This is a genomic window from Betaproteobacteria bacterium (assembly GCA_016709965.1).
GTDB classification, from domain to species: domain Bacteria; phylum Pseudomonadota; class Gammaproteobacteria; order Burkholderiales; family Rhodocyclaceae; genus Azonexus; species Azonexus amarohabitans.
Genome location: JADJLT010000006.1, coordinates 115,109 through 140,377 on the forward strand (window position 1 = coordinate 115,109; position 25,269 = coordinate 140,377).

At 59.8% G+C, this 25,269-nt stretch carries 21 protein-coding genes and 3 pseudogenes; 14 read left to right on the forward strand and 10 right to left on the reverse strand.

Annotated features, from left to right (window positions below; translation table 11 throughout):
* The first annotated feature begins 5 nt into the window (after positions 1–5).
* From IPJ12_15070 to IPJ12_15090, 5 genes are all read left to right on the forward strand, one after another.
* Positions 6–1,871, forward strand: coding sequence for a sensor histidine kinase (locus IPJ12_15070; GenBank protein MBK7648428.1), 1,866 nt, complete (start codon positions 6–8; stop codon positions 1,869–1,871).
* Positions 1,868–3,187, forward strand: coding sequence for a sigma-54-dependent Fis family transcriptional regulator (locus IPJ12_15075; GenBank protein ID MBK7648429.1), 1,320 nt, complete (start codon positions 1,868–1,870; stop codon positions 3,185–3,187). The genes IPJ12_15070 and IPJ12_15075 overlap by 4 nt, the downstream gene beginning before the upstream one ends.
* 168 nt (positions 3,188–3,355) lie before the next feature.
* Positions 3,356–3,631, forward strand: coding sequence for a type II toxin-antitoxin system Phd/YefM family antitoxin (locus tag IPJ12_15080; protein MBK7648430.1), 276 nt, complete (start codon positions 3,356–3,358; stop codon positions 3,629–3,631).
* Positions 3,631–3,972 (forward strand): type II toxin-antitoxin system RelE/ParE family toxin, encoded by a 342-nt coding sequence (locus IPJ12_15085; GenBank protein MBK7648431.1) that lies wholly within the window; start codon positions 3,631–3,633, stop codon positions 3,970–3,972. The genes IPJ12_15080 and IPJ12_15085 overlap by 1 nt, the downstream gene beginning before the upstream one ends.
* Positions 3,973–4,045: 73 nt before the next feature.
* Positions 4,046–4,867 carry a hypothetical protein gene (locus IPJ12_15090; protein ID MBK7648432.1) on the forward strand — a complete coding sequence of 274 codons (822 nt, stop codon included), beginning with the start codon at positions 4,046–4,048 and terminating at the stop codon, positions 4,865–4,867.
* A 191-nt stretch (positions 4,868–5,058) separates the two neighbouring features.
* Here IPJ12_15090 and IPJ12_15095 read toward each other — a convergent pair whose 3' ends face one another.
* From IPJ12_15095 to IPJ12_15115, 5 genes are all read right to left on the reverse strand, one after another.
* Entirely contained in the window at positions 5,059–6,234 is a 1,176-nt protein-coding gene (locus IPJ12_15095) for a porin (protein MBK7648433.1), read from the reverse strand.
* A gap of 134 nt (positions 6,235–6,368) precedes the next feature.
* Positions 6,369–7,430, reverse strand: a complete 1,062-nt coding sequence (locus tag IPJ12_15100) for an asparaginase (GenBank protein MBK7648434.1) — start codon at positions 7,428–7,430, stop codon at positions 6,369–6,371.
* Positions 7,431–7,730: 300 nt separating this feature from the next.
* Entirely contained in the window at positions 7,731–8,471 is a 741-nt protein-coding gene (locus IPJ12_15105; protein MBK7648435.1) for a phosphatase PAP2 family protein, read from the reverse strand.
* Positions 8,413–9,873, reverse strand: a complete 1,461-nt coding sequence (locus IPJ12_15110; protein MBK7648436.1) for a glycosyltransferase family 39 protein — start codon at positions 9,871–9,873, stop codon at positions 8,413–8,415. The genes IPJ12_15105 and IPJ12_15110 overlap by 59 nt, the downstream gene beginning before the upstream one ends.
* Positions 9,870–10,880, reverse strand: coding sequence for a glycosyltransferase (locus IPJ12_15115; protein ID MBK7648437.1), 1,011 nt, complete (start codon positions 10,878–10,880; stop codon positions 9,870–9,872). Before IPJ12_15115 ends, IPJ12_15110 begins: the two co-directional genes overlap by 4 nt.
* Positions 10,881–11,378: 498 nt before the next feature.
* Between IPJ12_15115 and IPJ12_15120 the strand changes: the two genes are divergently transcribed.
* Positions 11,379–12,578, forward strand: coding sequence for a tyrosine-type recombinase/integrase (locus tag IPJ12_15120; GenBank protein ID MBK7648438.1), 1,200 nt, complete (start codon positions 11,379–11,381; stop codon positions 12,576–12,578).
* A gap of 28 nt (positions 12,579–12,606) precedes the next feature.
* Here IPJ12_15120 and IPJ12_15125 read toward each other — a convergent pair whose 3' ends face one another.
* On the reverse strand, positions 12,607–13,701 hold the full coding sequence (locus IPJ12_15125) for an integrase domain-containing protein (protein ID MBK7648439.1): 1,095 nt from the start codon (positions 13,699–13,701) through the stop codon (positions 12,607–12,609).
* Positions 13,702–14,156: 455 nt separating this feature from the next.
* Between IPJ12_15125 and IPJ12_15130 the strand changes: the two genes are divergently transcribed.
* The 6 genes from IPJ12_15130 to IPJ12_15155 all read left to right on the forward strand — a co-directional run bounded on the left by IPJ12_15130 (position 14,157) and on the right by IPJ12_15155 (position 17,141).
* The gene (locus IPJ12_15130) at positions 14,157–14,405 is read left to right on the forward strand and encodes a hypothetical protein (protein MBK7648440.1); all 249 of its coding nucleotides are present in this window, start codon (positions 14,157–14,159) and stop codon (positions 14,403–14,405) included.
* A gap of 439 nt (positions 14,406–14,844) precedes the next feature.
* Positions 14,845–15,360, forward strand: a complete 516-nt coding sequence (locus tag IPJ12_15135) for a hypothetical protein (protein MBK7648441.1) — start codon at positions 14,845–14,847, stop codon at positions 15,358–15,360.
* On the forward strand, positions 15,357–15,680 hold the full coding sequence (locus IPJ12_15140) for a hypothetical protein (protein MBK7648442.1): 324 nt from the start codon (positions 15,357–15,359) through the stop codon (positions 15,678–15,680). The genes IPJ12_15135 and IPJ12_15140 overlap by 4 nt, the downstream gene beginning before the upstream one ends.
* 273 nt (positions 15,681–15,953) lie before the next feature.
* Positions 15,954–16,262 carry a transposase gene (locus IPJ12_15145; protein MBK7648443.1) on the forward strand — a complete coding sequence of 103 codons (309 nt, stop codon included), beginning with the start codon at positions 15,954–15,956 and terminating at the stop codon, positions 16,260–16,262.
* 52 nt (positions 16,263–16,314) lie between these two features.
* The gene (gene tnpB / locus IPJ12_15150; protein MBK7648444.1) at positions 16,315–16,653 is read left to right on the forward strand and encodes an IS66 family insertion sequence element accessory protein TnpB; all 339 of its coding nucleotides are present in this window, start codon (positions 16,315–16,317) and stop codon (positions 16,651–16,653) included.
* Positions 16,654–16,706: 53 nt separating this feature from the next.
* Positions 16,707–17,141, forward strand: a complete 435-nt coding sequence (locus IPJ12_15155) for a transposase (protein ID MBK7648445.1) — start codon at positions 16,707–16,709, stop codon at positions 17,139–17,141.
* On the opposite strand, the gene IPJ12_15160 is transcribed toward IPJ12_15155, so the two are convergent.
* A protein-coding gene (locus tag IPJ12_15160; GenBank protein ID MBK7648446.1) for an IS3 family transposase occupies positions 17,138–18,264 on the reverse strand; the annotation gives its coding sequence in 2 pieces (ribosomal slippage) (positions 17,138–18,015 and positions 18,015–18,264; 1,128 coding nt in all). The two genes, IPJ12_15155 and IPJ12_15160, sit on opposite strands and share 4 nt — an antisense overlap.
* A 91-nt stretch (positions 18,265–18,355) precedes the next feature.
* Here IPJ12_15160 and IPJ12_15165 point away from each other — a divergent pair.
* Positions 18,356–18,832, forward strand: a pseudogene (locus IPJ12_15165) (transposase).
* A 19-nt stretch (positions 18,833–18,851) separates the two neighbouring features.
* Here IPJ12_15165 and IPJ12_15170 read toward each other — a convergent pair.
* Together IPJ12_15170 and IPJ12_15175 are read right to left on the reverse strand one after the other, a co-directional pair.
* Positions 18,852–19,595: pseudogene (locus tag IPJ12_15170) on the reverse strand (ATP-binding protein).
* Positions 19,585–21,011, reverse strand: a pseudogene (locus IPJ12_15175) (IS21 family transposase). Before IPJ12_15175 ends, IPJ12_15170 begins: the two co-directional pseudogenes overlap by 11 nt.
* A gap of 47 nt (positions 21,012–21,058) precedes the next feature.
* Here IPJ12_15175 and IPJ12_15180 point away from each other — a divergent pair.
* A complete protein-coding gene (locus IPJ12_15180; GenBank protein ID MBK7648447.1) occupies positions 21,059–21,844 on the forward strand; it encodes an IS66 family transposase in 786 nt (261 codons plus the stop codon).
* Between the two features lie 400 nt (positions 21,845–22,244).
* Here the strand turns inward: IPJ12_15180 and IPJ12_15185 are convergent, their stop codons facing one another.
* Entirely contained in the window at positions 22,245–25,256 is a 3,012-nt protein-coding gene (locus IPJ12_15185; GenBank protein ID MBK7648448.1) for a caspase family protein, read from the reverse strand.
* Between the last annotated feature and the right edge of the window lie 13 nt (positions 25,257–25,269).

The window sequence follows — 25,269 nt, forward strand, 5'->3', positions numbered from 1 at the left end:
TGGTGATGGTGGCCATGCTGGCACTGATCCTGATTACCGCATTGCTGGCCTACCGCGTGTCGGAGAAACAGGGGTTCGACCAGATGCGCGACGAGGCAAGCCATCAACTGGACATTCTGGCGGCCGCCATCGACAGCGAGGTGACGCGGCACGCCTCCATTCCCAGTGCCGTCGAGCTCAATCCGGATGTCCTGGCCCTGCTGCGTGCGCCGCCCGGGCAACAGGCAGCGTTGCAGGCATCAGCCAACCAGTTCCTGCAAAAGCTGAACGATAGCCTGGGCGGGCCGGTGATTTTTGTCCTCGACACCACTGGCCGGGTGGTTGCATCGAGTGACTGGATTTTCTCCGACAACCTGCTCGGTGCCGACTTGTCCTACATGCCCCTGTTTCGGGGCGCAATGGCCGGCGTACCGGGGCGGCACTATGCGGTGGATAAGGTGCGCAAGGAGCCGGGGTATTTTTTCGCGCTGCCGATTCGTGATGAACATCAGGACTGGAAGGTGATCGGCGTCGCCGTGGTCAAATCCAGCCTGCACGAAGTGGAGCGGCGTTGGCTCGGCCAGGAGGCGCCGGCCTTGATTGTCGATGCCAACGGTATCGTGTTGCTCGCCTCGCCGCCCGAGTGGCGCTATGCCACGCTGCAACCGCAAAGCCCCGACGTACTGGCGCGTATCAGCCGCGAGCAGTTTGCCGATCAACCGCTCGGCACCACCTCACTCGATATCGCCATCGATGCCGCGCAGGAAGGCAACGTGGTGCGCCTGTCGCGGCAGCTGAAAAGCGATACGGGGCCGCTCCAGGCGACCAAGTCCTATCTGGCCCTGAGTCGCCATTTGCCGGGAACGGCCTGGCGCATCATCGTCTTTTCCGATCTGCGGCCGGTCACCGTGCAAGCCACCACCCATGCTGCGCTGGCCGGGGCGGCGATCGGTTTCCTGCTGCTCTGGCTGCTCTTTCTGAGTCAGCGTCGGCGCTTGGCCAAGGGGAGGGAGGAGGCGCGCGCCATGCTTGAACGGGCCAACGAGGAACTCGAACGCAAGGTCGCCGCACGCACCGCCGACCTTTCCGAAGCCGTCACCGGCCTGCAGCGCGAAGTCGCCGAGCGCCAGCGCGCCGAGCAGACCCTGCGCGCCGCCCAGGATGAACTGGTCCAGGCCGCCAAGCTCGCCGTGCTCGGCCAGATGGCGACCGGCATCACCCACGAACTCAGTCAGCCGCTCGGCGCCATCCGTACACTGTCGGCCAATGCTGTTGAATTCATGCATCGCGGCGACCTCGCCACGGCGGAAAAGAATCTCGGTATTGTCGGCCAGCTGGCCGAGCAGGCGGGCGGCATCATCACCCCGCTCAAAACCTTTGCCCGCAAGTCGCCGGCCGTCTCGGTGGCGGTCGATGTGGCGCAGGCGGTCGATGCGGCGCTCTTCCTGTTCGACGCCCGGCTGAAAAAGCTCAATGTCACGGTCAACCGGAATTTCGGGCCAAAATCAACAATTGCCTGGTGTGACCAGAACCGGCTGCAACAGGTGCTGGTCAACCTGATCGGCAACGCCATTGACGCCATGGCCGACGAGCCGCACCGCAGCCTGAGCTTCAGCGTCGAGTCCGCCAGTTCCGGCCAGCTGGCCCTGGCCGTCAGCGACAGCGGCTTCGGCTTCACCGAAGAGGCGTTGAAGCACCTGTTCGAACCGTTCTTCACCACCAAGCAACCCGGCGAAGGGCTGGGTCTTGGTCTGACCATTTCACGCGATATCCTGCGTGACTTTGGCGGCGACCTGCTGGCCGGCCCGGCGCCGGGTGGCGGCGCACGCTTTGTCATCCTGCTGCCGGCCGTTCCGGCCCCTGCATCAGCGCTTAAAAAGGTAATGCCATGAAGTCTACGCTTTCCGTTCTGCTGGTCGAAGACGACCCCAACGTTCGCCTCGGCTGCGAACAGGCCATGCAACTGGCCGGCATTACGGTTGATGCCGTCGGCTCGGCCGAAGAAGCGCAGCGCCGCCTGCGCGCCGGCTACCCCGGCATCGTGGTTACCGACATGCGCCTGCCGGGCATCGACGGCATGACGCTGCTGCGCTGGGTCGTCGAGCTCGACGCCGACCTGCCGGTGATCATCATCACCGGCCACGGCGACGTTACGCTGGCCGTCGAGGCCATGCGCAGCGGCGCCTACGATTTCATGCAGAAACCGTTCTCGACCAGCGATCTGGTCGACGTCGTGCGCCGGGCGCTGGAAAAGCGCGAGCTGGTTCTCGAAGTCGACGCCCTGCGCCGCCGGCTCGACCATCGCGACAACCTCGAATCCCGCCTGATCGGCCGCTCGCCGCAGATGGCCAAGGTCCGCCAGTTGATCCTCGACGTCGCCGGGGCGGCCGTCGACGTGCTGATCTTCGGCGAAACCGGCACCGGCAAGGAAATGGTCGCCCGCTGCCTGCACGACCTCAGCCATCCCGGCCAGCAGAATTACGTCGCGCTCAATTGCGGCGGCATGTCCGACAACCTGCTCGACAGCGAACTCTTCGGCCACGAGCCGGGTGCCTTCACCGGCGCCCAGAAACGGCGCATCGGCAAGATCGAGTACGCCAGCGGCGGCACGCTCTTCCTCGACGAAGTCGAATCGATGCCGGTCAACATGCAGATCAAGCTGCTCCGCGTCCTGCAGGAACGGGTCATCGAACGGCTCGGCTCCAACCAGCAAATCCCCGTTTCCTGCCGCGTCGTCGCCGCCAGCAAGGATGACCTCAAGCTGCTTTCCGACCAGGGAAAATTCCGCGCCGACCTCTACTACCGCCTCAACGTCGTGCGCATCGAACTGCCCCCGCTGCGCGAACGGCGCGAAGACATCCCGGCCCTCTACGACGAATTCCTGCTCCACGCCGCCAAACGCTACAACCGCCCGCCGCCACCGCTAACCTCCGAATACCTGCGCCGCCTCATGGCGCAAGACTGGCCGGGCAACATCCGCGAACTGCGCAACGCCGCCGACTGCCACGCGCTGGGCATCGGCCGCGACGCCATGGCCACCGGCAGCGGCGCCGCCCAATCGCTGACCGAAGCCGTGGAGAATTACGAACGCGGCCTCGTCGCCGACGAATTCACCCGCCAGGAAGGCAACATCGCCCGCACCAGCGAAGCCCTCAAAATCGCCCGCACGACGCTGCACGACAAGCTGAAGAAATACGGGTTGATTTGATCGGCGGGTTCGGTTGAAGCGCAGCGGTGAGTCGGGGCTAAATGCCGCGACAGGATTTCAATTTTGGCTGTTTTTTCCGGTTGACCGTGGCATTTTGGATTGATCGGAATGTTGTTAAAGGACTGTAAAAAGACTATATTAAGTCCTCTGTCACCCAAGGTAAAACCCATGCGCTACTCATCTCAAGTCAGGCCGATCAGCTACCTCAAGGCCAACGCCGCCGAGGTTCTGGCGCATTTGTCCGAACAGCGTGAGCCTTTGGTCATCACGCAAAACGGCGAAGCCAAGGCGGTGCTGCAGGATGTCGCGTCCTACGAAGAAACCCAGGAAACCCTTGCCCTGCTCAAGATTCTGGCGCTGGGCAACCAGGACGTCGAAGCCGGCCGGTTAAAGTCGGTCGCCGACGTAGTGGCGCGCCTGCGCAACAAGCGGACGCTAGCCTGATGTCAGGCAAACCGCATCGCTACGAGGTTCTGCTCACTCGGGCGGCGGAGCAGGACCTGGAATCCATCCATGACTACATCGCCGAGTTCGACTGCGTAGCCAACGCCAACTACGTTCTTGACCAGTTAATGGAGGTCGTCGATGGCCTGACGCATTTTCCTGAGCGCGGTAGCTATCCCAAGGAGTTGGCGGCGCTGGGCATCAAGGAGTACCGCCAGACCGCTTTCAAACCGTACTGGGTCATCTACCGCGTTGTTGACAGCCAGGTCGTCATCTACCTGATCATCGACGGCCGTCGCGACATGCAGTCGGCACTGGCTCGCAGGTTTTTCGGTGCTTGACCGGGAGTGTTCGGCTACAGAAAAAATGTAACCGTGGTGACCCTGGTTTTCTATTTCAGGTTAAGCGTAAACGATGGCTGAGTACTATCTCGCAACTTCAAAAAATACCATTGACCTCTGGCTCGACCGACGCCTCCCTTATGAACCAAAAGGACCAATGTTGGCGGCAAGAGTGAAGCTTCGCGCAGCCATTCGCGAAATGCATGTGCCTCAGGGGGCATTACTCTGCGCTACATATTCCTCGCTTGATAATACGTTCTGTGATGCCGAAAACGTATTGATATATAACGTTGGAACCGGGGCCTTCAAGGAAGCAACTGTTGGGGGGATTTTGTTCAAACGCATCCGCTCAGAACCAATGTGTGCTCCGAACGGTAGCCGATACAGCCATCATCACCAATACTCGTTCATCAACGCGCCAAGCCAGCCTTCCGGAAAAGACAGCTTCACATTCGCGTTTCCCTTGCTCGCAATCAATTCATCCACCAGTGTGCATCATGTCTGGTGGCGAGCTACGGAAGCCGCAGCAGTGCCACACCAACCTATTATTGGTCGATTCGCCATTCATATTGAGTTAAGAGTTGTGGAGGCCATCACCAACGTTGCTGGTGTTTTGAAGAAACTTCTCGACGGAATTATCTCGTCAATGCATTTTGATGCAGCCCCATCTCAACTAGCTATCCAGCGGCTATCAGCGCATTGCAAATGGAGTCAGGCGGAAATTGAAAAGCGACTTTGTTCGCCTCCAAATCCAATTCTTGGGAAGCGCCGAGTGATATACGAGTATCAACAGTTCGTAAAGTGGGATCCTGCGGACCACTGGTGTGAAGATTGCACGCTAGTCGTAACTCGAGCAGACACTCCGTTGTGTGTTGTGACCTTGACGGAGTTGTAGTGCCCGCTATCGGTAGCTCGTCAATTTGCGGCGCATGCCAAGCCAGTTGATCGAGCCGACGCCCTTCAGCAAACATCAGTCCCGACCTTATTCGACTTTAAATGGCGAATTTCTGTTGGAAACCATGACGGCGTTTCCCTCCGAACACAGACGATGCCCCGGGACAGCGATTGCCGTCCCGGGTACCCTGTTTAAAACCAGTACTGATACCCCAACGCCAGCCCGTAAGCTGAATCGCCCGGATTGACCGTGTAGTTGCCGGCCGAGCTGGTGCCCATCGGGACCAGGGCTGAGCCGGCGCTGTTCTTGTGGGCGGAGAAGATGGCGTAGATGGCGGATTGGGCGCCGATGTTTTCTACCCAGCCGATGGTGGCGACGCTGCCCTTGTTGTCGGGGTTGCTGTTCTCGGTCTTGCCTTCGCCGTAGGAGAGCAGCAGTTTGCCGGTGCCGGTCACGGCTGTGCGGCTGCCGACCATCCATTCATTGCGCGTCGTCTTGAGGCCAGCGTCCGGCGTCGTGACGGCATGGCCATAGCCGGCGAGCAGCTTGGTTTTCATGATCTGGTAGCCGACGCCGATGAAGGCGTTTTCGGTTTTTGCTGTCGCGCTGCTCGCATGGTCATCATCCTGGTAGGCGACGCTCATGTCGAAGGGGCCGTTTTCGTAATTGACGGCGAGGGCAATGGCGTCCGATGACCTGCCGGTTTCGCCGCCCAGCGCCAGCATGAGGTTGGCGCTCAGCCCCCTGAATTTCGGGCTGGCATAGACCAGCGAGTTGTCGAAACGGGTGGAGCCGGTACTGACGTTGCCGTCGGTGGTCGGCGAACCGTAACCCTGCTCGTAGGCGTCGTAATTGATGACGGCATTGTAGAGCGGCGAATACTGGCGGCCGGCGGTCAGGCGGCCGTATTTGCCTTCGATGCCGGCGAACGCCTGGCGGCCGAGCAGCCGCCCGCCCTGGGCCAGCGTGCCCTTGTTGAGGAAGATGCCGCTTTCCAGTTGAAAGACACCACGGACGCCGTCCGTGATGTCGGCGCCGCCCTTGACGCCGAGGCGGGTGCCGTTGAGGCCGCCGGATTCGAGCGACAGGCGGTCGCCCTTGCCGCCGCCGCTGTTGTATTCGGTAAACAGGTCGATTTTGCCGTAGACCGTGACGTTGGCGTTGGCGCCCAGCGACGAGTTGGAGAGGACCGGTGCCTTGCTGTCCGGTGCGGCGCGCGGCGCAGCCTTGGCCTGGGCCTCAAGCTGGGCGATGCGCTCCTGCATTTTTTGCATGGCGGCTTTCATGTCGTCGAGTTCGCCGGCCTGGGCGGGGGCGAAGGCCGAGCAGAGGCCGGCAGCGGTCATGGCGAGTACGAGTTTTTTCATGGTGCAATCCTGGATTCGAGGATAAGTGGGTCCCTGCCGGCATCGGCGATGCGGCATCGGTGTCTTGTCTGAAACGGGGGAGGCTGGGCGGGCGCAATGCCCGCCGCTGGTTTAGCGAGTCAAGCTAGGCTGGCTCAGTATTCCCAGAAGATGCGCTGGAGTTCCTTGCTGTCGCTGGTCTTGGTCAGGGCGACGGCGGCCAGGATGCGGGCCTTCTGCGGGTTCAGGTCGTGGGCGACGACCCAGTCGTACTGGTCGTCCGGCTGCTCGGCATTGCGCAGCACGAAACCGCCGGCATTGACGTGCGAGGAACGGATGATCTGGATGCCCTTGGCGCGCAGTTCGCGCAGGGCCGGGACGACGCGGGCGGCGACCGAGCCGTTGCCGGTGCCGGCATAGACGATGGCCTTGGCGCCCTTGTCAGCCAGCGCCTTGGCGGCCGTGTCGGTCACGTTGCCGTAGCCATAGGCAATTTCAACCGGGGCCAGCACGTTGATTTTGTCGATGTCGAATTCAGAATTCGTGGTGTGGCGCTTGGCCGGCAGGCGGAACCAGTAGTTCTTGCCTTCGACCACCATGCCCAGCGCGCCCCACGGGCTCTTGAAGGCTTCGGTCTTGATGTTGATCATCTTGGAGACGTCGCGACCGCTGTTCAGCTCGTCGTTCATCGTGACCAGTACGCCCTTGCCGCGTGCATCCTGGCTGGCGGCAACGCTGACTGCGTTCGACAGGTTGAGCATGCCATCCGCCGAGAGCGCTGTGCCCGGGCGCATCGATCCCACGACGACGACAGGCTTGTCGGTATGGATAACCAGATTCAGGAAATAGGCGGTTTCTTCCAGCGTATCGGTGCCGTGGGTGATGACGATACCGTCCACGTCAGCTTGTTTGGCCAGTGCAGCGACACGCTTGCCGAGGGTGACCAGGTGTTCGTTGGTAAAGCTTTCCGATGCAATCTGGAATACTTGCTCACCGCGTACCTCCGCGATATCGCCCAAGGCGGGAAGCCCGGCGATCAGCTTGTCCACTGGCACCTTGGCGGCCTGGTAGGTTGCACTCTTGGCGGCGTCTGCGCCGGCGCCGGCAATCGTGCCACCGGTAGCGAGGACAACCACGTGGGGCTTGTCGGCGAAAGCTGGCAACGTCGCAAAAAAGCAGACAGTCAGCAGCAGGCAGCGGGAAATAAGACGTTTCATGGTTTCTCCTTGTCTGGGTATCTATGAAACCGGTGTCGGTTTCGCCATGTCTACTAGGCACGTGGCGTGCCAGAGTTTCTGGCGATACCGGAGTTTTTATCTGGCTGATTTTATTGGGGTTATTGTTGACTGCAGGTGCGCCTTTGACGGCGTGCCGACGTTTGGCCGGTAATGGTGGTCGGCTTTCCGATGTGTTGGGCTTTCTCGGGATCGACTGGCAGTGCGTGCAGCGTCAAGCCGAATGTTTGGCCTGCAATCCCTGGTGAGCGGGATTGATGGATGCCCGAGGCGGTTATCGCCTCAGGTAATCTGGCTGCGATCCGGCTTTGGCAGCCATCCCATGCGGCGGAAAATCCATTCAGTCAGCCACAGGCAGTAATAGGTCGCAAACCAGGCGAAGATCGTATCGGACAGAAAGTGCCCGCCGGCCGACATGCGGGCCCAGGCGAAGTAGCCGGCAAAGGCCAGGCTGGCAATCAGCCAGCGGCGACGAATTTTCGGCGCGCCCAGCCAGCCAAAGGCCATGATGAATGCCGCTGTCGAGACATGGCCGCTGACGAAGGAACAATTGCCCTTGCACTGCTCGGATGGCACGAAGGCCGGGGTGAATTGCCGGTCGCCGCCAAATTCCTGAACCTGAGCCGGCCGTGCCCGACCAAAATGGCCTTTCAACGAATAATCCACCAATAGAACAGGGCCGAGCAGGGCGCTGGCCAGCAGAAAGCCGAAGACAACGCGGCGGGTCTTCAATCGGGGCAGGCGATCGCTCAGGCCGAGCAAGAGCAGCAGCGTCAGCACGCCGAGCAGGAGTTGACCAAGCCGTGGTAAGCCACGGTAGGCCAGACCACGTATCAAGCCCTCTTCGGGCGGCTGCCATTGCCCGGTCGCCTGAAAAAATGCGCCGCTGGCCGCCAGATCGATTTGCGGCAAGGCAATGAACAGTAAGGCCAGCAGCACAAAGGCGATGCCGGCAATGCGGAACTCAGTAGCCCTTGAATTCATGCAGCAGATAAACATCCATGTCGCGGGAGGTGTGGGCATCCAGTGTCGCCTTCAGCGTGGCTATTTTCTCCATGCCGGCAAAGCGTGTCGTAAATGCTTCGCCAGGAACTTCCTGGGTAATCAGCAGGGCATCCTTGCCAATATAGGGGCGCAAGTCGGTCGTCAGCTTGTAATGGTCGCTGGCCACCCCGGATGGATTCCAGCTCGCCGCCGTCGGCTTGATGTCACGTAGCTCGTAGAGCATATGGGCGAGCAAGGTGCGGTTATCGGCGATCAGGACGCTGTCGCTGTGTGCCAGCAAAATCGGTTTTAGGTGGCGGCCAAGATCGTCCCAGCCCATGGCGCGCTTGAAAGGATTCAATTTTGCCTGTTTTTCCGGGTTGACCGCAGCAATGACCTGCGGCCAGTGATAAACCAGTCCGACGATGGCCAGATTGATGGCCAAGCCGGTGATCAGCAGCTTTTTCTTCGCGCGCTGCAGCAGCCAGGCGACCACGGCAATCACCGCCGGTGCAAAAGCCGGCGCCGCCCAGTTGGCGTTGGCGCTGCTCTTCATGGCCTGCATGGAAACAACGGCCCACAGCGGCAAGGCAAACCAGAGCAGCAGGCGGGTGCGGTCATCGCGCCAGCTTTCACGTGCGCGAACGAGTAGCAGTGCGAAGACGCTACCCAGCACCGGACCAAAGGCAATCCACTGGGCTGCCCAGAATTCGCCGAGCGACGCCAGACCGCCGCCGGATGTCCGGTTCAAGGTAATGTCGGCGGTGTGCTTCAGCGTCGGAAAATCATGGATGAAATTCCAGACGATGTTGGGGGACAGCATCAGCAGCGCCAGACCCGCCGCTAGCCAAGGCTTGGCCGAGACTAGGCGGGCCCGCTGAAAGACCAGCAGGTGGAGTAAGGCAGCGCCCAGCCAGGCGGCCATCGTGTATTTGGACAGCAGACCCAGGCCGCAGATGGCGCCGAGCAACAGCCAGTCGCGCCAGGCGTCGGTGTCCAGCGCCCGCAGATAAGCCCACAACGCCAGCGCCCAGAACAGGGTCAGCAGGGCATCGGTGGAAACGAACAGACCCAGCCAGGAAAATATGGGCAGGGTGAGAACCGCAACTGCCGACCAGAAAGCCGTGCGCTCGTCGTATAGGCGGCGGGCAATTGCCCAGCACGCGGCAGCGGCTAGCGGGTAACACAGCATGGACAATGCCTTGACGCCGACCATGCCATCGCCGAACAAGGCCGTGGATAACCAGATCAGTGCTGTAACACCGGGCGGCTTGGAAAAATAGCCCCAGTCAAGATGTTGTGCCCAGGTCCAGTACTGCGCCTCATCGACGTAAAGCGTGATGCCGAGATTGGGGAGCAGCCAGAAGCGCCAGGCGAGCAGGGCGGCCGTCAGGCCAAACAGCCATTTAAGGCCGTTTTTGCCGTTGACCGCGGCGCTCACGCCGATTTGTGCCAACCTTCGTCGGCGGTCAGTACGCGCTCGGGCCGTGCCGAGTAGGAGCGGATGGTGCCGGACTCGAAATAGATGCGCGCCAGCAGTTCGGACAACACGCCGGTGGTGATGAAGTGAATGCCGGCGATCAGCGTACCGATGCCGACGATCAACAGCGGACGACCACCGATGTTTTCACCGAGACCAAATTTCACCCAGGCCAGCCAGGTCATGATCAGGCCGGACAGCGCCGTCAGGCCAAGGCCAATGCCGCCGAAGAAGTGGCCGGGGCGGGCGCGAAAGCGCATGAAGAAATACACCGCGATCAAATCGAGAATGACGCGGAAGGTGCGCGAAATGCCGTACTTCGACACGCCTGCCGTGCGTGCGTGGTGTGTCGTCGGCTCCTGCGCAATGCGGCGCGGCGTGGTGACCGTGGCCAGCCAGGCGGGAATGAAGCGGTGCATTTCGCCATACAGGCGCACACTCTTGATCACGCTGCCGCGGAAAGCCTTCAGGCTGCAACCGTAGTCGCGCAGATGCACGCCTGTCATCCGGGCGATCAGCTTGTTAGCGATTTTCGACGGAATCTTGCGCAGGAACAGGCCGTCCTGACGGTTCTGCCGCCAGCCGGCGACCAGGTCGAGATCTTCGTTGATCAGGCGGGCAACCATGCGCGGAATGTCGATCGGATCATTCTGCAAATCACCGTCCATGGTCACGATCACGTCGCCACGCGCCGCGTCGATGCCGGCCTGCATGGCAGCGGTCTGCTTGAAATTGCGTGTCAGTTCGACCACGCGGACGTGCGGCCCGTATTCCCGCGAGCACTGGATGGCGCGATCCACCGTCGCATCGCTGCTGCCGTCATCAACCAGCACCAGTTCCCATGGGTAATCGTAGCCGACCAGCGCTTCATGCACCCGCTTGACCAGCGGCGCGATATTGTCTTCCTCGTTATAAAAGGGGACGACGATGGAGAGGCTGTGCGGGGGGATGGTGAGTTCGGTGCTCATGGGCGAATCCGGCGGGAAAGAAAGCATTTTAATCGAAAAGCCAGCTTCGACGTTTAATGTAAAATCGTGGGCTTGCGAACCAATCAGGAATCAACAGCATGCTGCTGATGATCGAGCAGCGTCATCCGGGGTTCATGGCATCGCGTAACGTCCCACGAATCCTTGCCCGTCATGGGGTTCGTGGCTCTTGACGTTTCATGAGGGACCCCCTCATCCCTAAAAAATGCGGGTATGAAAGCGGGTATCAGGGAGCACGTTGCCGATACCCGCTTTGACGCGGCTCAGTGGCGCCAAAACAACTCAGGTGTTCATCATGTCGGCTGCGATGCAGGAGGGCGAAGGTGAGTACGCCGGGTTGGTTTCCACCTGCAATGACCCTGTATGCACTCATATTCCGGATCGCATCTCGGGCCGGGGCCTTGATGTACCAAAAATGACTGCGAAGATGGATTTCAGTTCGGCCCGCCTGTGCGCGCCTGTGAATTCCGAGGAGCAGCCATGTCACTCACCGACATCAAAATTCGTCAGGCCAAGGCCATCGAGAAGCCGCTGAAGCTCGCTGACGCGAATGGTCTGTACCTGGAGGTAAAACCCAGCGGCGCGAAACTCTGGCGTTATCGGTATCGCATCGCCGGCAAGGAGAATCTCTATGCCATTGGCGATTACCCGACAATCACTTTGGCTGAGGCGCGGAAGGCCCGCGATGAAGCACGTGAACTGATCAAGAAAGGGCTGCATCCCGCCCATGCCCGTCAGAACGAACGGCTCCTGAAGATTGCCGCCAACAACGACACATTCAAGGCTATCGCCGAGGAGTGGAAAGAGAAGAAGCGCAGTGGCTGGGCGCCCTACTATCTGCAGCAGATCGAGCGCGGCATGAAGGCCGACATCTACCCGCGCATTGGACGCTTGCCCATCCGGGCCGTGACATCGGCAGATATTCTCGCCATCCTTGACCGTGCATCCAGGCGTGGCGCTGAGACAGTGGCTATCAATTTGCGTCAATGGTGCTCCGCAGTTTTTCGATACGCGGTGGTAACGCTGCGGGCGGACAACGATCCAGCCGCCGCACTACGCGGCGCGATCATTCGACCCCCTGTCAACCACAGCAAGCCTTTGTCCCGTGAGGACATCGCCGACTTCCTGAAGCGACTCGACGCGTATGGCGGCAATCGCACGACGGCGATCGCCCTGCGGCTTCTGCTGCTGACGTTCGTCCGCACCGTCGAGATGCGCAAGGCTGAGTGGACCGACTTCAATCTCGATGAATCCGAATGGCGCATCCCCGCTGAAAAAATGAAGATGCGGCGCACGCACATCGTGCCACTGGCCCGAAACACTGTTGATCTGTTGCGGGAACTCCAGCAGATCACCGGCGCCGGGCGATGGCTTTTCCCGAACAATCGCCGCCCGCGTGATGTGATGAGCGCCACCACGGTCAATCGGGCGCTGGAGCACATGGGCTATGCCTCGGGCGCTGTCACCGGGCATGATTTTCGCGCCACCGCGTCTACTCGCCTGCACGAGATGGGGTTCCGGTCGGAATTCATCGAATTGCAGCTGGCACACGTTGAGCGGAACCGGGTGAAAGCCGCCTACAATCATGCGGACTACTTACCCGAGCGGCGGCAGATGGTGCAAGCCTGGGCAGATTGGCTGGATGGAATAGCGGGTGCGGACAAGGGCTCTGGGCATTAAATTCGCCGCGCGATCAAGCCAGGCCGGCCTAAACCACCTTCGTTTTTCCACAATAGGCGTCTGTGATTTGCACTCGCCCGTGGCCGAGGCGGGCTGCAATTTCCCGTCGTGCCTGCAGATCGAGCGTCGGGGCGACGTTTGAACCGCCAGCGACTGGTGGCGGCATTCCCGTCATGCCCTCGTAGTCGTCGGCGGCGCCCTGGTGGCGCAAGCCGTGGGGCACCACCCCCAAACCTGCACGAGTGACGCCGAACCGCTCCATCACATAGCGCAGCCGGCGCATGGCCTGCTGCAAGCTCAATCGCGGATCGCTGACGCTTTCATGAACGCCAACCGTGACCCGGCGCGCATAGTCGATCGCTGCCAGACGTTGTGCGTTATTGATGGGGAAGAGGCGTTCCCGCCCGCCCTTGGTGCCTCGGTGTGTGTCCAGGTAAAAGGCCACATCGCCATCCTGTTTACCCGCCTGCGCGGCGCTGATCACGTCGGTATGCGGGCGGAACATGACGCTCTCCTTGAAGCGCAACTGGAATGCCTGCATCAGTTTCAGGGAGGCGGCGGCATGCACGTCGTAGGCCTCGACTTCCTTGATGACGGTGTCCACGTCGACGCCCTGGGCGCGCCATGACTTGTCGACGCCGGCCGCCAAGCGGCGTTGATACAGCTTCGGATCATCGAAGTAGCATTGGATTGGTTTCAGCAGCTTCGGCTTGCCGATCCAGCCGGCGAAGGTTTTCATGAAGCTGAAGTAGGTCTGGATCGTCGCCGGGCTCAGCTGTCCGGCACGCGCTTCCTCCAGCCAGTAGCGAGTGACGGCTTCGACATGGCGACCGCTGAAGGAGCGCGGGTCCAGCTTGAAGTGCTTCGGATGCCCGCGCAGAAAATCGAACAGCCAGATGCAGAAGCGCGTGCGCTCCGCCATCGTCTTGTGGCTCACGCCCTTAGGCTTGCTGCTGTGCTGCCAGTTGTGCTGCTGCAGGATCAACTGCAGTACGTAGCCACTGCGCTTGGGGCTCAAGGGAATGTCGTCCAGTGCAGGCTGTTCGTAGGTGCGCGACCGCTCACGGCGTTTGCCGTGTCGTGGGATGGCGCGGTCATTTCGTTTGTTGCATGGCTTGTCCATGGCGTGTTTTCCCATTCGTTGAGTTGGCGGAACCCGGGTGTTCGTACATCGGCGGGTTCCGGGCGCCGATGCCAAGCCAGTGTTTGCCGCCATCGCTAAAGCAATGGCGGCACGGAGCTGCATAAAAGTGATCGCCGGCCAGCATGCGTCGGGCGCAATGTGGCGTTCGCTGTAGCGAACCAGGTTCTCAAGGAACCCGAGGCAATCCCGGAGGCGTAACCTCCGGTACGGTGCCTGAGCGGCACCGCGAACTCGTTCCCCATCGCCGGCTTGACTGGCAACGTCCGTTCCGCGACGGACGCGCAATGCCGTTCACGCGGGCCGTGGCGCCGCACCCAAGTGCGGCAGCCCACGGCTGACCGAGGTCAGGGCGTGAGTTCGAGGGGAAGGAACTCGAACGCCGGCCCCGCAGGGCTGGCGTCATTCGCGGCCTGGAACAGGCGCGAGAGAGGGAAATGGACAAGGCGGTCGCAGCAAAGTGCGATCGCCGGCAGGAAGGTGCTCAAGGCATCGGTGGTCGGGCCACCGTCTATGGCATCGCCGCTCGGGGCGGACGATGCCCAAGGCGCATCCTCGTTTCCTTGCATCGGGGGCGAAGGAAAGAACGGGCGCCATGGTCAAGCCATGGGCCGCGCCACTATCAACAACAAAACACCTGGGACGCCAAGCGTCCGGAACGACAGGCGCTCAAGGCGCCAAGGTAAAGATCACCACTCAAAAGGCTTGCGTTTCCGTGCGCGATGCACGCCGGGCCGCTAGCTGGACCGGGCTGATGCAGTTTCATTGTGGCGATGGAAACGCGCCCTTGCAATCCCGAAAATTGCCGATTAGCGTGCCGCGAGCCGCAAGCGCCCGGATTTGCCGTGGCCTTGACATGGCATCGTTCTACCTCTGGTTCCGAAGCGATGAGCATGGTGGCAGCACGGGCCTATTGCCGTGTCACCCCAGTTCAAATGGAGTGTGTGGCAGGGCTCCGGAAGCGATGCCCGCTCCGGGCCTTGGTACTGCACTGTCACTCCGATCACAGCACAGTGCCACTGGAGATCGAGTGCGGCGCGTTGACGGACCGCCCACCCGAATTACCGGGTTGAAATGGGCATGTAGTGCGAGACGCTGGACAGGTCTTTCCATGGGAGAACTGTCATGCCAACGCTGCAAGCTATTTACGGGCGCCTGGTCGAGGTGCGCCGTTTTACCAACGTCCATCTCTACATTGGCCGTCGCCCACTCGGCCCAACCGACCGTTACGAACTGTGGCTCAAGCCGCCCCATGGCGCCGAGCGCAAGTTCACCATCAACACGCGAATCATGCCGGCGCGGCGGGGGCACGAGGTGAGTCTGATCGTCACCGCGCACAAGGTGCCGCAGGTACTGGGACTGGCCAACTGGTCCACCATCGATGGCGTCAACTACGCCCGCACCGATGCGCTGTCACTGGTCCGCGCTCGGGACTTCGTGGTGTTGCCGGCAGCGTTCCTGGCCGCGGCTATCCTTTACGGAGATATCGGCATGGTGCTGTTCGTTCCGGCGGCGGTGGCTTACTTGACGACGGCCGCCTTCGGGCGGGCTATGGCGCGGACCCGGCGGGCTGCCCAGGTGGACCGGGCTATCGATGCGGAGGCGCTCCGGACGAGCCGATCTGTGCGGACGCTGCAATGACCATCCGCTTTGGCAATCAAGTGAGGCTGGCCTCGCGCGATCGCTTCCGGCTGATGCTGCTCATCGAGCGCGACCCCGGCGACATCGTGTCATTCGCCGAGTTGAAAGCGTTGATGCAGCGGCATCGCGCCCAAGTGCGGGGGGTGTCCCGCGACGCCGAATTCCTGCGCTGGCTGATGTACAGGGAAGGGAGTGGAACCGGTTGGGGCCGGGCAGAGGCTATCCGTGGATGCTTCGACAACATCCGCCACAAGTGGTTGTTGGCGACAGTGACAATCCCCAAGTGGAGATCATTCATCGCGGCAAGTACACGTCAATGACCAAGCAACAGTCCCGATAGCTCAAGCGACGACATGCTGTGGAGCCGACGATTGGATATCTCAAGTCAGATCACCCGATGGATCGTTACCGGCTCCAAGGGCCACTGGGCGATACACTGCTGTGTGCCGCCGGTTACAACTTGTCTTGGTTGCTGCGGGCCATGGTCCGTCTGGGCTTGAAGGCCGCATTTTTGTAAGCCCCCGGCAAAGTCATCTGTGAATTGAAGGCTTAGACCGTGAAGATAGTGTCCACTAAGAACGATGGTGGACACTATGGAAATTGAGAAGCCAAGCCGCCGCAGGCGGAACCATACCGAAGAGTTCAAGCAGGCAATGATCGCGGCCTGTTGTGAGACCGGGGCATCAGTCGCCGGCATTGCACTCGCCAACGAGGTGAATGCAAATCAGGTCCGTCGCTGGATGCGGGAAAGAGGCATTGAGCCACCGAGCCGCAGCCTGCCGGCACGGTCGATTTCATCGAAGTGCATTGCCGAACCGGCATTTGTGGCGGTAGCGATTCCCCCATCGTCTCGAGCGTCCCCGACATCCGAATCGAAGTCCGGCGAGGCAACACGGCGGTGAAGATTGAATGGCCCGGACAGGCAGCGAGTGATTGTGCCGCCTGGTTGCGAGATTGGCTCCGGTGATTCGGGTCGATGCCTTGTGGCTATCGACCACACCGCTCGACATGCGGGCAGGGACCGAGACGATCCTGGCCAGGGTCGTCTCGATGTTTGGCGAAGCCCGGCCGCACCACGCCTATCTGTTTGCCAATCGCCGAGCTAACCGGCTCAAGGTGCTGGTCCATGATGGCTACGGCATCTGGCTGGCGAACCGTCGGCTCAATCAGGGACGATTCTGCTGGCGACATGGCAATACGAGTGTTGAACTGTCCCGGTCGCAGTTTGATGCACTCGTCCTCGGTCTGCCCTGGGAGCGCCTGGCAGACGGCGGTGTAATCCGGATCGTTTGACGGTCCACCAGTAGGGAAGTCCACGATAGCCAAAGGCTGTGGTGGCCGGCATCATGCCGGTCATGTCCTTGCCCGCCAACCTTGATCAACTCAGTGCTGACGAACTTCGCCAATTGGTGATTCGTCAGGCAGGCTTGCTGGCCGAGAGTGATCGTGAACTGAACTGGCGGCAGGGCAAGATCGACAAATTGACGCATGAATTGGCCGTGCACAAGCGCTGGCGCTTCGGGGTCAAGACCGAGCACTGGCCGGTTGAGCAGCGGCAACTGTTCGAGGAAACCATTGATGACGATTTGGCCGCGATGGAAGAAGAACTGGCGCAACTCTCCACAACACCACCGAAGGCAAAAGGCCAAGCCAAGCGCCAGCCGTTGCCGGCAAGCCTGCCGCGTACCGACATTCAGCATGAGCCGGAATCGATGGTCAGAGGTGGCCCCGCGCAGTTGGACAGCAATCCGGTTTTCTTAAGTGATATCTCTGCGGGTTAAGCCGCTGCGGCGAGCAGCGGCTGGTTGAAGTAAGCCGTATCCGGGGTTTGCCCGTCAAGCGTCGAGTGTGGGCGACGGCGATTGTAGAAATCGAAGTAGCGAGCCAGCGCCTGCCGGACCTCGGAAACCGTCTCGTAGCCGTGCAGATAAATCTCCTCGTACTTGACCGATTTCCAGAGGCGCTCGACGAAGACGTTATCATGCCAACAGCCCTTGCCATCCATGCTGACTTGGATGCTGTGCTCCTGAAGCAGGCCGATGAAGGCCAAGCTGGTAAATTGGCTACCCTGGTCAGTATTCATGATTTCCGGCTTGCCATATTTCATGACGGCCTCTTCCAGAGCGTCGACGCAGGGATCGGCCGTCAGGCTGTTCGACAGGCGCCAAGCCAGCACCCGGCTGGTGGCCCAGTCGAGAACGGCACTCAGATAGACGAAGCCCCGGCGCATCGGGATGTAGGTCGTATCCATGGCCCAGACCTGGTTCGGACGGTCAATGCTGAGATCGCGCAGCAAGTAGGGATAGATGCGATGCGCCTGGTTGCGCCGACTGGTGTTGGCCTTGCGGTAGATGGCTTGGATGTCGAGCTGCTTCATCAGCGTGCTGACATGCTTGCGGCCGATTTCATGGCCTTCCAGCTTGAGCATGTCGCAAAGCATCCGCGCCCCGGCAAAGGGATGTTCCAGGTGCAGTTCATCAATCCGTCGCATCAGCCGAAGATCGGCTTCGGGGATTGGCTGCGCCTGGTAATAGACGGAGGAGCGGGAAAGTTCAAGCAACTGGACTTGCCTGACGACAGGTAGATCGTGGGTCTTGTCGATCATCGTTTTGCGCTCGCATCGCCGATGCGACCGAGCGCGACGGCCAAAAAATCAATCTCCAGCGCCTGCTGGCCGATCTTTGCATGCAAATCCTTCAAGTCCGGTGTTGCCGACTGCTTCTCGGCCGCCGTGGCGAACACACCGGAGGCGTTCTCCAGCAGTTGCGTCTTCCACTGCGTGATTTGATTCGGATGAATATCAAATTTCTCCGCTAACGCGGCCAGCGTCTCGTCACCCTTGAGGGCGGCAATCGCCACTTTGGCCTTGAACGCGGCTGTGTGGTTACGGCGGGGTCTTCTCATTACTTCTGCTCCTTGGCAGGCGATTTCCATCGCCCATTGAAGCAGAGTTTTCACTCAACCGGATGTCCTGATTCGCGGAGCCACTTCTGTCTGCCCTTGTGGCTGCACGATGAAACGGATCGGCGAAGATGTCTTGGAGAAGCTCGATTACACGCCCGGCGTCTTCAGCGTTGAGCGCCACATTCGCGGCAAGTGGGTCTGTGGGCAGTGCGAAACGCTGATCCAGGCGCCGGTCCCGGCACACGTCATCGACAAGGGAATTCCGACCAGCGGACTGCTCGCGCAGGTACTGATTGCCAAGTACCTCGATCATCTGCCGCTCTATCGGCAGGAAGCGATGTTCGGTCGAGCCGGACTGGCGATCCCGCAATCGACCCTGGCGCAATGGGTGGGGAAATGCGGGGTGGCCCTCCAGCCCCTGGTCGATGCGCTGAAGGGCGAGATGCTCGGGCATCGGGTGCTTCACGCCGATGAAACACCGGTCGCAATGCTCGATCCGGGGGCCGGCAAGACACATCGGGCCTATCTCTGGTGTCAATCAGCGTCCAATAGTTTCCAGTTGTCAGCGTCCAAATTTTCCCAGTTGCTCAGTCTGATTTGACTGATTTTTTCCGCTGTTTGAAGCGGTAGGAATCGTTGCCGGTTTCGAGGATTTCGCAGTGATGCGTGATGCGGTCGAGCAAGGCCGTGGTCATTTTTGGATCGCCGAACACGGTCACCCATTCACCGAATGACAGGTTGGTTGTGATGATCAGCGAGGTCTTCTCATAGAGCTGGCTGATCAGATGAAACAGCAGCGCCCCACCCGACACCGGAACGGCAAATAGCCAAGCTCATCGAGAATGACCGCATCAAACAGCACCAACTGTTTGGCCAAGGTGCCGCTCTTTCCCAGTAGTTTTTCCCGCTCGAGTTGGTTTTACCAGATCCACCGCATTGAAGAAACGCACCCGTTTTCGCTGATGGATGGCTGCAACACCGAGCGCAGTTGCCAGGTGGGTCTTCCCCGTCCCTGTGCCACCGACCAGAATCAGGTTGTGGGCGCTCTCCATGAAGGTGGCAGTCGCCAGTTGCTCAATCTGCGCCTGCGGCAGTGGCGTCTCTGTCCAGTCGATGCCCGTGAGATCGCGATGAATCGGGAAGCGTGCTGCTTTCATCTGGTAGCGCAGGCTGCGTACTTGCCGATCCGCCTGTTCAGCGTCAATCAAGCGATCCAGCCAGGCTTCCGGCTGCATCGGCCGGCGTGTGCCTTCTGCCAGCAACTCGGACCACGCGGCTGCCATGCCGTAGAGGTGCAGGGATTTCAGTTGGGCCAGTCGGTCAATGGACATACTGGCCTCCGCGCAGACGGTCATAACGACTGCAATCAGCCTGCGGTTCGACCTGCAAACGCAGTTGTTCCGGCAAACTGATCGCCTTGGGCTGCGGTGGCGCGGTCAGCCGCCTCAGTTCATTCATGACGACGGCCGCGGTAATCACGCCGCCATCCAGTGTCAATTCGCACGCCACTTGCAGGGCTTCCAGCCCGACTTCGCGAGCAGCCAGTAGCAGTTCTACAAAGGCCCGATCACCTTTCGGCTGCTTCAGCACACGATCTCGCACCAACTGAATCGGCACCGGCAAATCCCAGCCGATAAATGGGGCACCATTACGCAGCGACCCCGGCTTCTTCTCAAGTACCGGCAGGTAATGCCAGGGGTCGCAGATCAGTTGATCACGCCCGAATCGCCGTTCATGGTCGGCAATGACTTTGCTCTCCGCAACGATCCGTACCTTGTCGGCGTATAAACGCACCGAGACTACCTTGCCAGCAAAGTCGGCCGGCACGCTGTAGCGATTTCGCTCAACGCGGACCAGGCAGGTGCTGGAAACGCGCATCATCTGTTCGACGTAGCCATCGAAGGTGCTGGTGATAGCCCGCAGGCTGGGGCCTTCCTGAAGAAAGCAGTCAGCAATGGTGCGGGTCGTTTCGACCGGATGCTTGCGTTCCGCCAATTCCCGGCAGCGGGTGGCCAGCCAGTCGTTCAGCGCTGCAAAGCTCTCGAAGCGGGCTTTCGGCGTGAATAGCCATTCACGCACGTTGCCGACCTGGTTCTCGATTTGTCCTTTCTCCCAGCCGGAGGCTGGCGTGCAGGCCACCGGTTCGAACAGGTAGTGGTTGGCCAGCGCCATGAAGCGGCGATTGAAGTGCCTATCCTTGCCGACCAGAATGGTGTCGACCACCGTCTTCAGATTGTCGTAAATCAGGCGATTGGGCACGCCACCGAAGAAGGCAAAGGCGCGGTTGTGGGCATCAAGGACCATTTCCTGTGTTTCGCAGGGATAGGCGGCAACAAACATCTGTCGGCTGTAGGCGAGCCGGAAGTGCGCGACCTTGCTGGTCAGCGCAGCGCCGCCGATCCTCGACGTGTTCCTGGCTCCAGTCAAACTGGCAGGCGTCACCGGGGCAAAGACCAGCGGGACGAAGGCTTCCTTGATCGTCGGCCTCGTTTGTGCCGACTTCCACTGCTTTACGAAGCGCTGAACGCTGTCGTAGGCGCCGCGATACCCCTCGGTCTGCAAGCCTTCAAAGAGTCGCTGGGCGGTGCGCCGTTGCCCCTTCGGAAGGTGGCGCTCGGTGACCAGCCAGCTTTCCAGTACCGATTGGAATGCACCCAGTTTCGGGGCTGCTTGTTGCTGACGAACGTGACCGGTTCGACCTCGGTAGCCAGGTGCTTGCGCACCGTTCCATGTTTAACACCCCAGATTCCCCGGCAAAAACGCCGGAAGGTTACACAACCCAGGGTGGCAACTTTTGGACGCTGATCACCCCGGAAATCTGGAAAGTTTTGCACGCTGTTTTACATATCTCTGGTCCTACAGCATCGGTGCCTTCGAGCCGACCAAAGCGGTGATCTATGACTTTGCTGAAAGTCGCGCCGGCCGGCACGCTCAGGAATTCCTGCGTGACTGGCGCGGCACACTGATTTGCGATGATTACTCCGGTTACAAGGCGCTGCTGGCCAATGGCCTCACCGAAGCGGGCTGCATGGCGCATGCCCGGCGCAAATTCTTCGATCTGCACAGCCAGAAGCAGAGCCTGATCGCTGGCGAGGCACTGGCGTATTTCGGCAAACTCTACGGGGTTGAGCGGGAAGTCGTTGAATTCGATGCCGATGAGCGACGACGAATCCGGGAGGCGAAAGCCCGACCGATTGCTGATGAGCTGCATGCCTGGCTGACCCGGCAACGGCAGGTGGTGCCCAATGGTTCAGGGACCGCCAAGGCAATCGACTACAGCCTGAAACGCTGGGTGGCGCTGACGCATTACCTGTCTGATGGCCAGGTGCCAATCGACAATAACTGGATCGAGAATCAGATTCGGCCCATCGCGCTCGGTCGCAAGAACTGGCTATTTGCCGGAAGTCTGCGCGCCGGCAAACGCGCCGCCGCGATCATGAGTTTGGTCCAGTCGGCCAAACTCAATGGCCATGACCCATTGGTCTATCTGAAAGATGTCCTGGCTCGCCTGCCAACCCAACCGGCAAGCCGTGTCGGCGAACTACTGCCGCATCGCTGGCAGCCTCAAACTATCGCCTGACTCAGAAAACAACCTGGGTTCGCCGGGGGCTTACGCATTTTTGCGCCCCGTTTTACTGAAGCTGTTGATGCTCCTCAACGGCGATCCATCTCGATCAATCAGAATTTCCGCTTGGCTGGAGCGCTCGGGTGAATTTTGCAGGGCCGACGAATTATCTGGGCACGCAGGACGATGCGGTCGCCGAGTTGGCGACCCTTGCAACAACATCTAACCGCGCGTTGCTCTGCTACGACGTAGAGCATTTCTGCCATCGGTCGATGGTGGCTGTCGCGGTAAAAGAACTGACCCGTGCCCGATGAAGCACCTACATGCGAGTGATGTCAGAACTGAAAACTGCCCGTTGTAACCTATGTCCAGTCAACTGGTGGAAATAGGACCACGCAGATCTATTCAGATGCATTTACGGTTGTGCATGGGGTGCAACACTGTCGCGCAACGAAGCCGACAGATGCGTTCTGAATGCGAGTGGGAAGTCCGGTACACCGTTGGGAACAATGGTGACCGGGGATTGGGCACCCTCAGTCAGCCGTTTGACGCGCTCCGAAATGTAAAGATCAAGCATTTTGTGGGTTATCCGTCCGGAATTGTTGAAGTCCGCCTTCCCACCCAGACCTTCGAGGATAGCTTTAGTGAATGCGCCATTTCCCCAGTTCGATGACTCCTGAGCGAATTGCCTGCCAGTTGCAGCCGCAAAGACGATTACCCCATTGTCAGCACTCGACAATTCGTTGACGACAGCGGTTGTGTCGCTTCTGATCGAACGTAGTCCCGTGCCCAGGACATTTCCCGCATGGCAGGTGTCAATGAAGAAAAGTACTTTACCCGGCAGTGAAGCCAATGTGTTACGAATTTCGGTAAAAATCACAGCTGTGCGCTTGAGCCGTTTGATATCAACATCCTGAGGCAGAAAATAGTAGACGCCATCTGCATCATTGACTCCATGCCCTGCCAGAAAAATGACAGCTACATCGCGTGCGGTGAGTTCGTGGCGTATCCACTCAAGCCCATCGAGGATATCGTCCCGCTTGGCATTGCCGTCCGTCAGCAAACGCACGACAACCTTGCGGTAGAGCCCTCCTTCCTGTGTCTTTAAGAATGACGAGAGATCCTTGGAATCCTTTGCTGCGAATTCCAGTCGGATCGAAGGGTCGCCATAATTGCTGATGCCGATCGCCATGACATAGAGGACAGGACGCAGATCTGGTCCGGTTGGAGAAATTTTTTCGAGTGGAGACTGCGCGTTTTTTGCGGCAGGGGTAGCTTTGAGCGTGAGGATAGCTTCCGGCGAAAAACCATATTTATTTTCCGCAAGAGCAAGGATCGTTGAGTCCCCGCCGACTAACGGAATCGGCACCTCATAGATGTTCTCATCCGTCGAACCGAGAGATCTTTTGAGGGAGGCAAGCCCCGGAAGTTGGACGAGTTGCCCGTTAATCCGCGCAATCAGGCGTGTGATCGGTGCCTCGGCGGTTGTGCGTACTGCAAGGCGCAGGGTGGTGACTCGACTGCCGGATGCCGTATTCACCTCATCTGGGGCTAGGATGCGTAGTTTAGGTGGCAGGCGATTCTCGAGCGTTGTTGTCGCACCTGGGCGACCACCTTCACGGGAAATGGCTGCAAGCGCAGATTCGGCACTGCCTTTGGCAATAATCTCAGGGATCAGATCAGGTCGGTAATATTCGGCCCGAAAGCGCGATATTGGATAGAAATCAGCCGCCTGGCTCTCGCCACGATCAAGCTGCCACCCAATGAGATCTTCTCCTCCCGCGCTGGCGGCGAAATATCCGGTTGGTGTCCAAGCGACCCAACGGCGCCCATCTGGGTGGGGGAAAAGGGCCAATTGCTCACTGCCATCCTGTACCTTGTACCAGCGCAGGGTACCATCGCTAAAAGCGGCAACGACCCAGCGTCCATCATTGCTCAGATTGATCTGCCAAGGGGTGCTTCGCGCTGGAACCCTCCAGCGTTCCCGAGCCGCCTGATCGAGCAGAACAAGGTTTTGACTTGTGGCAATTGCGATTGTGTCTCCGTTACGGGAAACTGCGGCCGAAAGTGATAATTCACCGGCGTCAAGATTGACTGTCTTGCCGCTGATTTGGGGAAGCTGGCGCTCAAACCAGTTTTCGACGACCGTTTTCCCCGCCTTTGTCCGAGGTGCCGTCCATTCCTTCCCTGGCTTTGTCCAGCCCATTTGGCGGATATCGTAGGCAGCATCGATAGGTCCGGATGGCATGCTGCCAAACATCAATGCACTAGCGTCGGTCGATAGCTGGAACCGACTACGCTGGTTGCGAAAGTCCAACCCTACTCTGGCGATCTGGAACAGCGGCTTGCCAGTTGGAGCAAGCATTCCCATGCCGGGGTCGGCTGCAACGTAGAGAAGCCGACCACCGGTGGTCGCCTGAAGGCCCGTAATCGTATTGCCGGTTATTGGGATGCACTCAGCGACTGCATTTCTTTCATCAGGCCAGATGCAAACCGCGAAATGACCTTGTTGGTCTGTCCAACTGCCACCAGCAAATAGTCGTTTCCCATCAACGGACCAAGCAACCGCGTTGAATCCGCGGGTCGAATTGCTCGCCGGTGGCGACAGAATACGTTCTAACTTGAGCGTAACGGGGTCGATCAGAGCGATGGTTGCCTGGTCCGTGGCGCCAACCGCAAGACGTTTCCCATCCGGTGAAAATGCCATGCCGTGCGGTGTACCTACTCCCGCCAGAATGTCGCTCGTGAGCAAGCGCAGGCCCGAAGCTCCGAATTTGTATGTTCGAAGGTAGCCGTCGGCGGCACTGACTACCAAGCGCTGGCCATCGGGCGACCATACGCTGGAATTGACTTCGCCAGCAAAGTTGGCGTCCCCCTGAAGTTCTCGCACACTCTGCCATCGATCGCCGCTAGAAAACACCCGTACACCATGTCTGCCCCAAAGACCAACCACCAACAACCTGCCATCCGGAGAAAACGCTAGGTGGGTAATAGTATTTGGCAGACCAGCTATCCGGTGAATAACAGTGCCGTCGCTACGGCTGACCAGATAAATATCGTTGCTTGCAGACCATCCAGCCGTTGCATATGCCGTCCCGTCAGGCAGCATGGTGACAGCAAATAGTTTTCCGTTGTTACCAGCATCGGACGGGGGGCGAAAGATAGAAAGGAGGGCGCCACTCACGGCATCCCAAACTCGAGCAGTCTTATCTTCAGAGGCTGTGACTACGAAGCGCCCACTAGAGTCGATGCTTGCCGCCCGAATTGCAGCGGTATGACTGCCTGTTTCTAGGCGCAGTTGCGGCGATGTATTGATATCTCCCGCAAACGTTGAGGTTACGAGAAGTAAACCATACAACAAGGCGATGCCGCGCCACCTCCAGTTTGCCCGGCATCGACGCAGCCTCTCGAACTGTCCTTTGGCCATCGTTAGTCAATAA

Coding starts and splice junctions, on each gene's coding strand:
- IPJ12_15070 (MBK7648428.1), top strand. CDS start 6: ATGGTGGCCATGCTGGCACTGATCCTGATTACCGCATTGCTGGCCTAC.
- IPJ12_15185 (MBK7648448.1), bottom strand. CDS start 25,256: ATGGCCAAAGGACAGTTCGAGAGGCTGCGTCGATGCCGGGCAAACTGG.
- IPJ12_15115 (MBK7648437.1), bottom strand. CDS start 10,880: ATGAGCACCGAACTCACCATCCCCCCGCACAGCCTCTCCATCGTCGTC.
- IPJ12_15080 (MBK7648430.1), top strand. CDS start 3,356: ATGCGCTACTCATCTCAAGTCAGGCCGATCAGCTACCTCAAGGCCAAC.
- IPJ12_15085 (MBK7648431.1), top strand. CDS start 3,631: ATGTCAGGCAAACCGCATCGCTACGAGGTTCTGCTCACTCGGGCGGCG.
- IPJ12_15100 (MBK7648434.1), bottom strand. CDS start 7,430: ATGAAACGTCTTATTTCCCGCTGCCTGCTGCTGACTGTCTGCTTTTTT.
- IPJ12_15130 (MBK7648440.1), top strand. CDS start 14,157: ATGGACAAGGCGGTCGCAGCAAAGTGCGATCGCCGGCAGGAAGGTGCT.
- IPJ12_15135 (MBK7648441.1), top strand. CDS start 14,845: ATGCCAACGCTGCAAGCTATTTACGGGCGCCTGGTCGAGGTGCGCCGT.
- IPJ12_15105 (MBK7648435.1), bottom strand. CDS start 8,471: ATGCCCACACCTCCCGCGACATGGATGTTTATCTGCTGCATGAATTCA.
- IPJ12_15075 (MBK7648429.1), top strand. CDS start 1,868: ATGAAGTCTACGCTTTCCGTTCTGCTGGTCGAAGACGACCCCAACGTT.
- IPJ12_15140 (MBK7648442.1), top strand. CDS start 15,357: ATGACCATCCGCTTTGGCAATCAAGTGAGGCTGGCCTCGCGCGATCGC.
- IPJ12_15120 (MBK7648438.1), top strand. CDS start 11,379: ATGTCACTCACCGACATCAAAATTCGTCAGGCCAAGGCCATCGAGAAG.
- IPJ12_15155 (MBK7648445.1), top strand. CDS start 16,707: ATGCCGGTCATGTCCTTGCCCGCCAACCTTGATCAACTCAGTGCTGAC.
- IPJ12_15145 (MBK7648443.1), top strand. CDS start 15,954: ATGGAAATTGAGAAGCCAAGCCGCCGCAGGCGGAACCATACCGAAGAG.
- IPJ12_15125 (MBK7648439.1), bottom strand. CDS start 13,701: ATGGACAAGCCATGCAACAAACGAAATGACCGCGCCATCCCACGACAC.
- IPJ12_15095 (MBK7648433.1), bottom strand. CDS start 6,234: ATGAAAAAACTCGTACTCGCCATGACCGCTGCCGGCCTCTGCTCGGCC.
- IPJ12_15090 (MBK7648432.1), top strand. CDS start 4,046: ATGGCTGAGTACTATCTCGCAACTTCAAAAAATACCATTGACCTCTGG.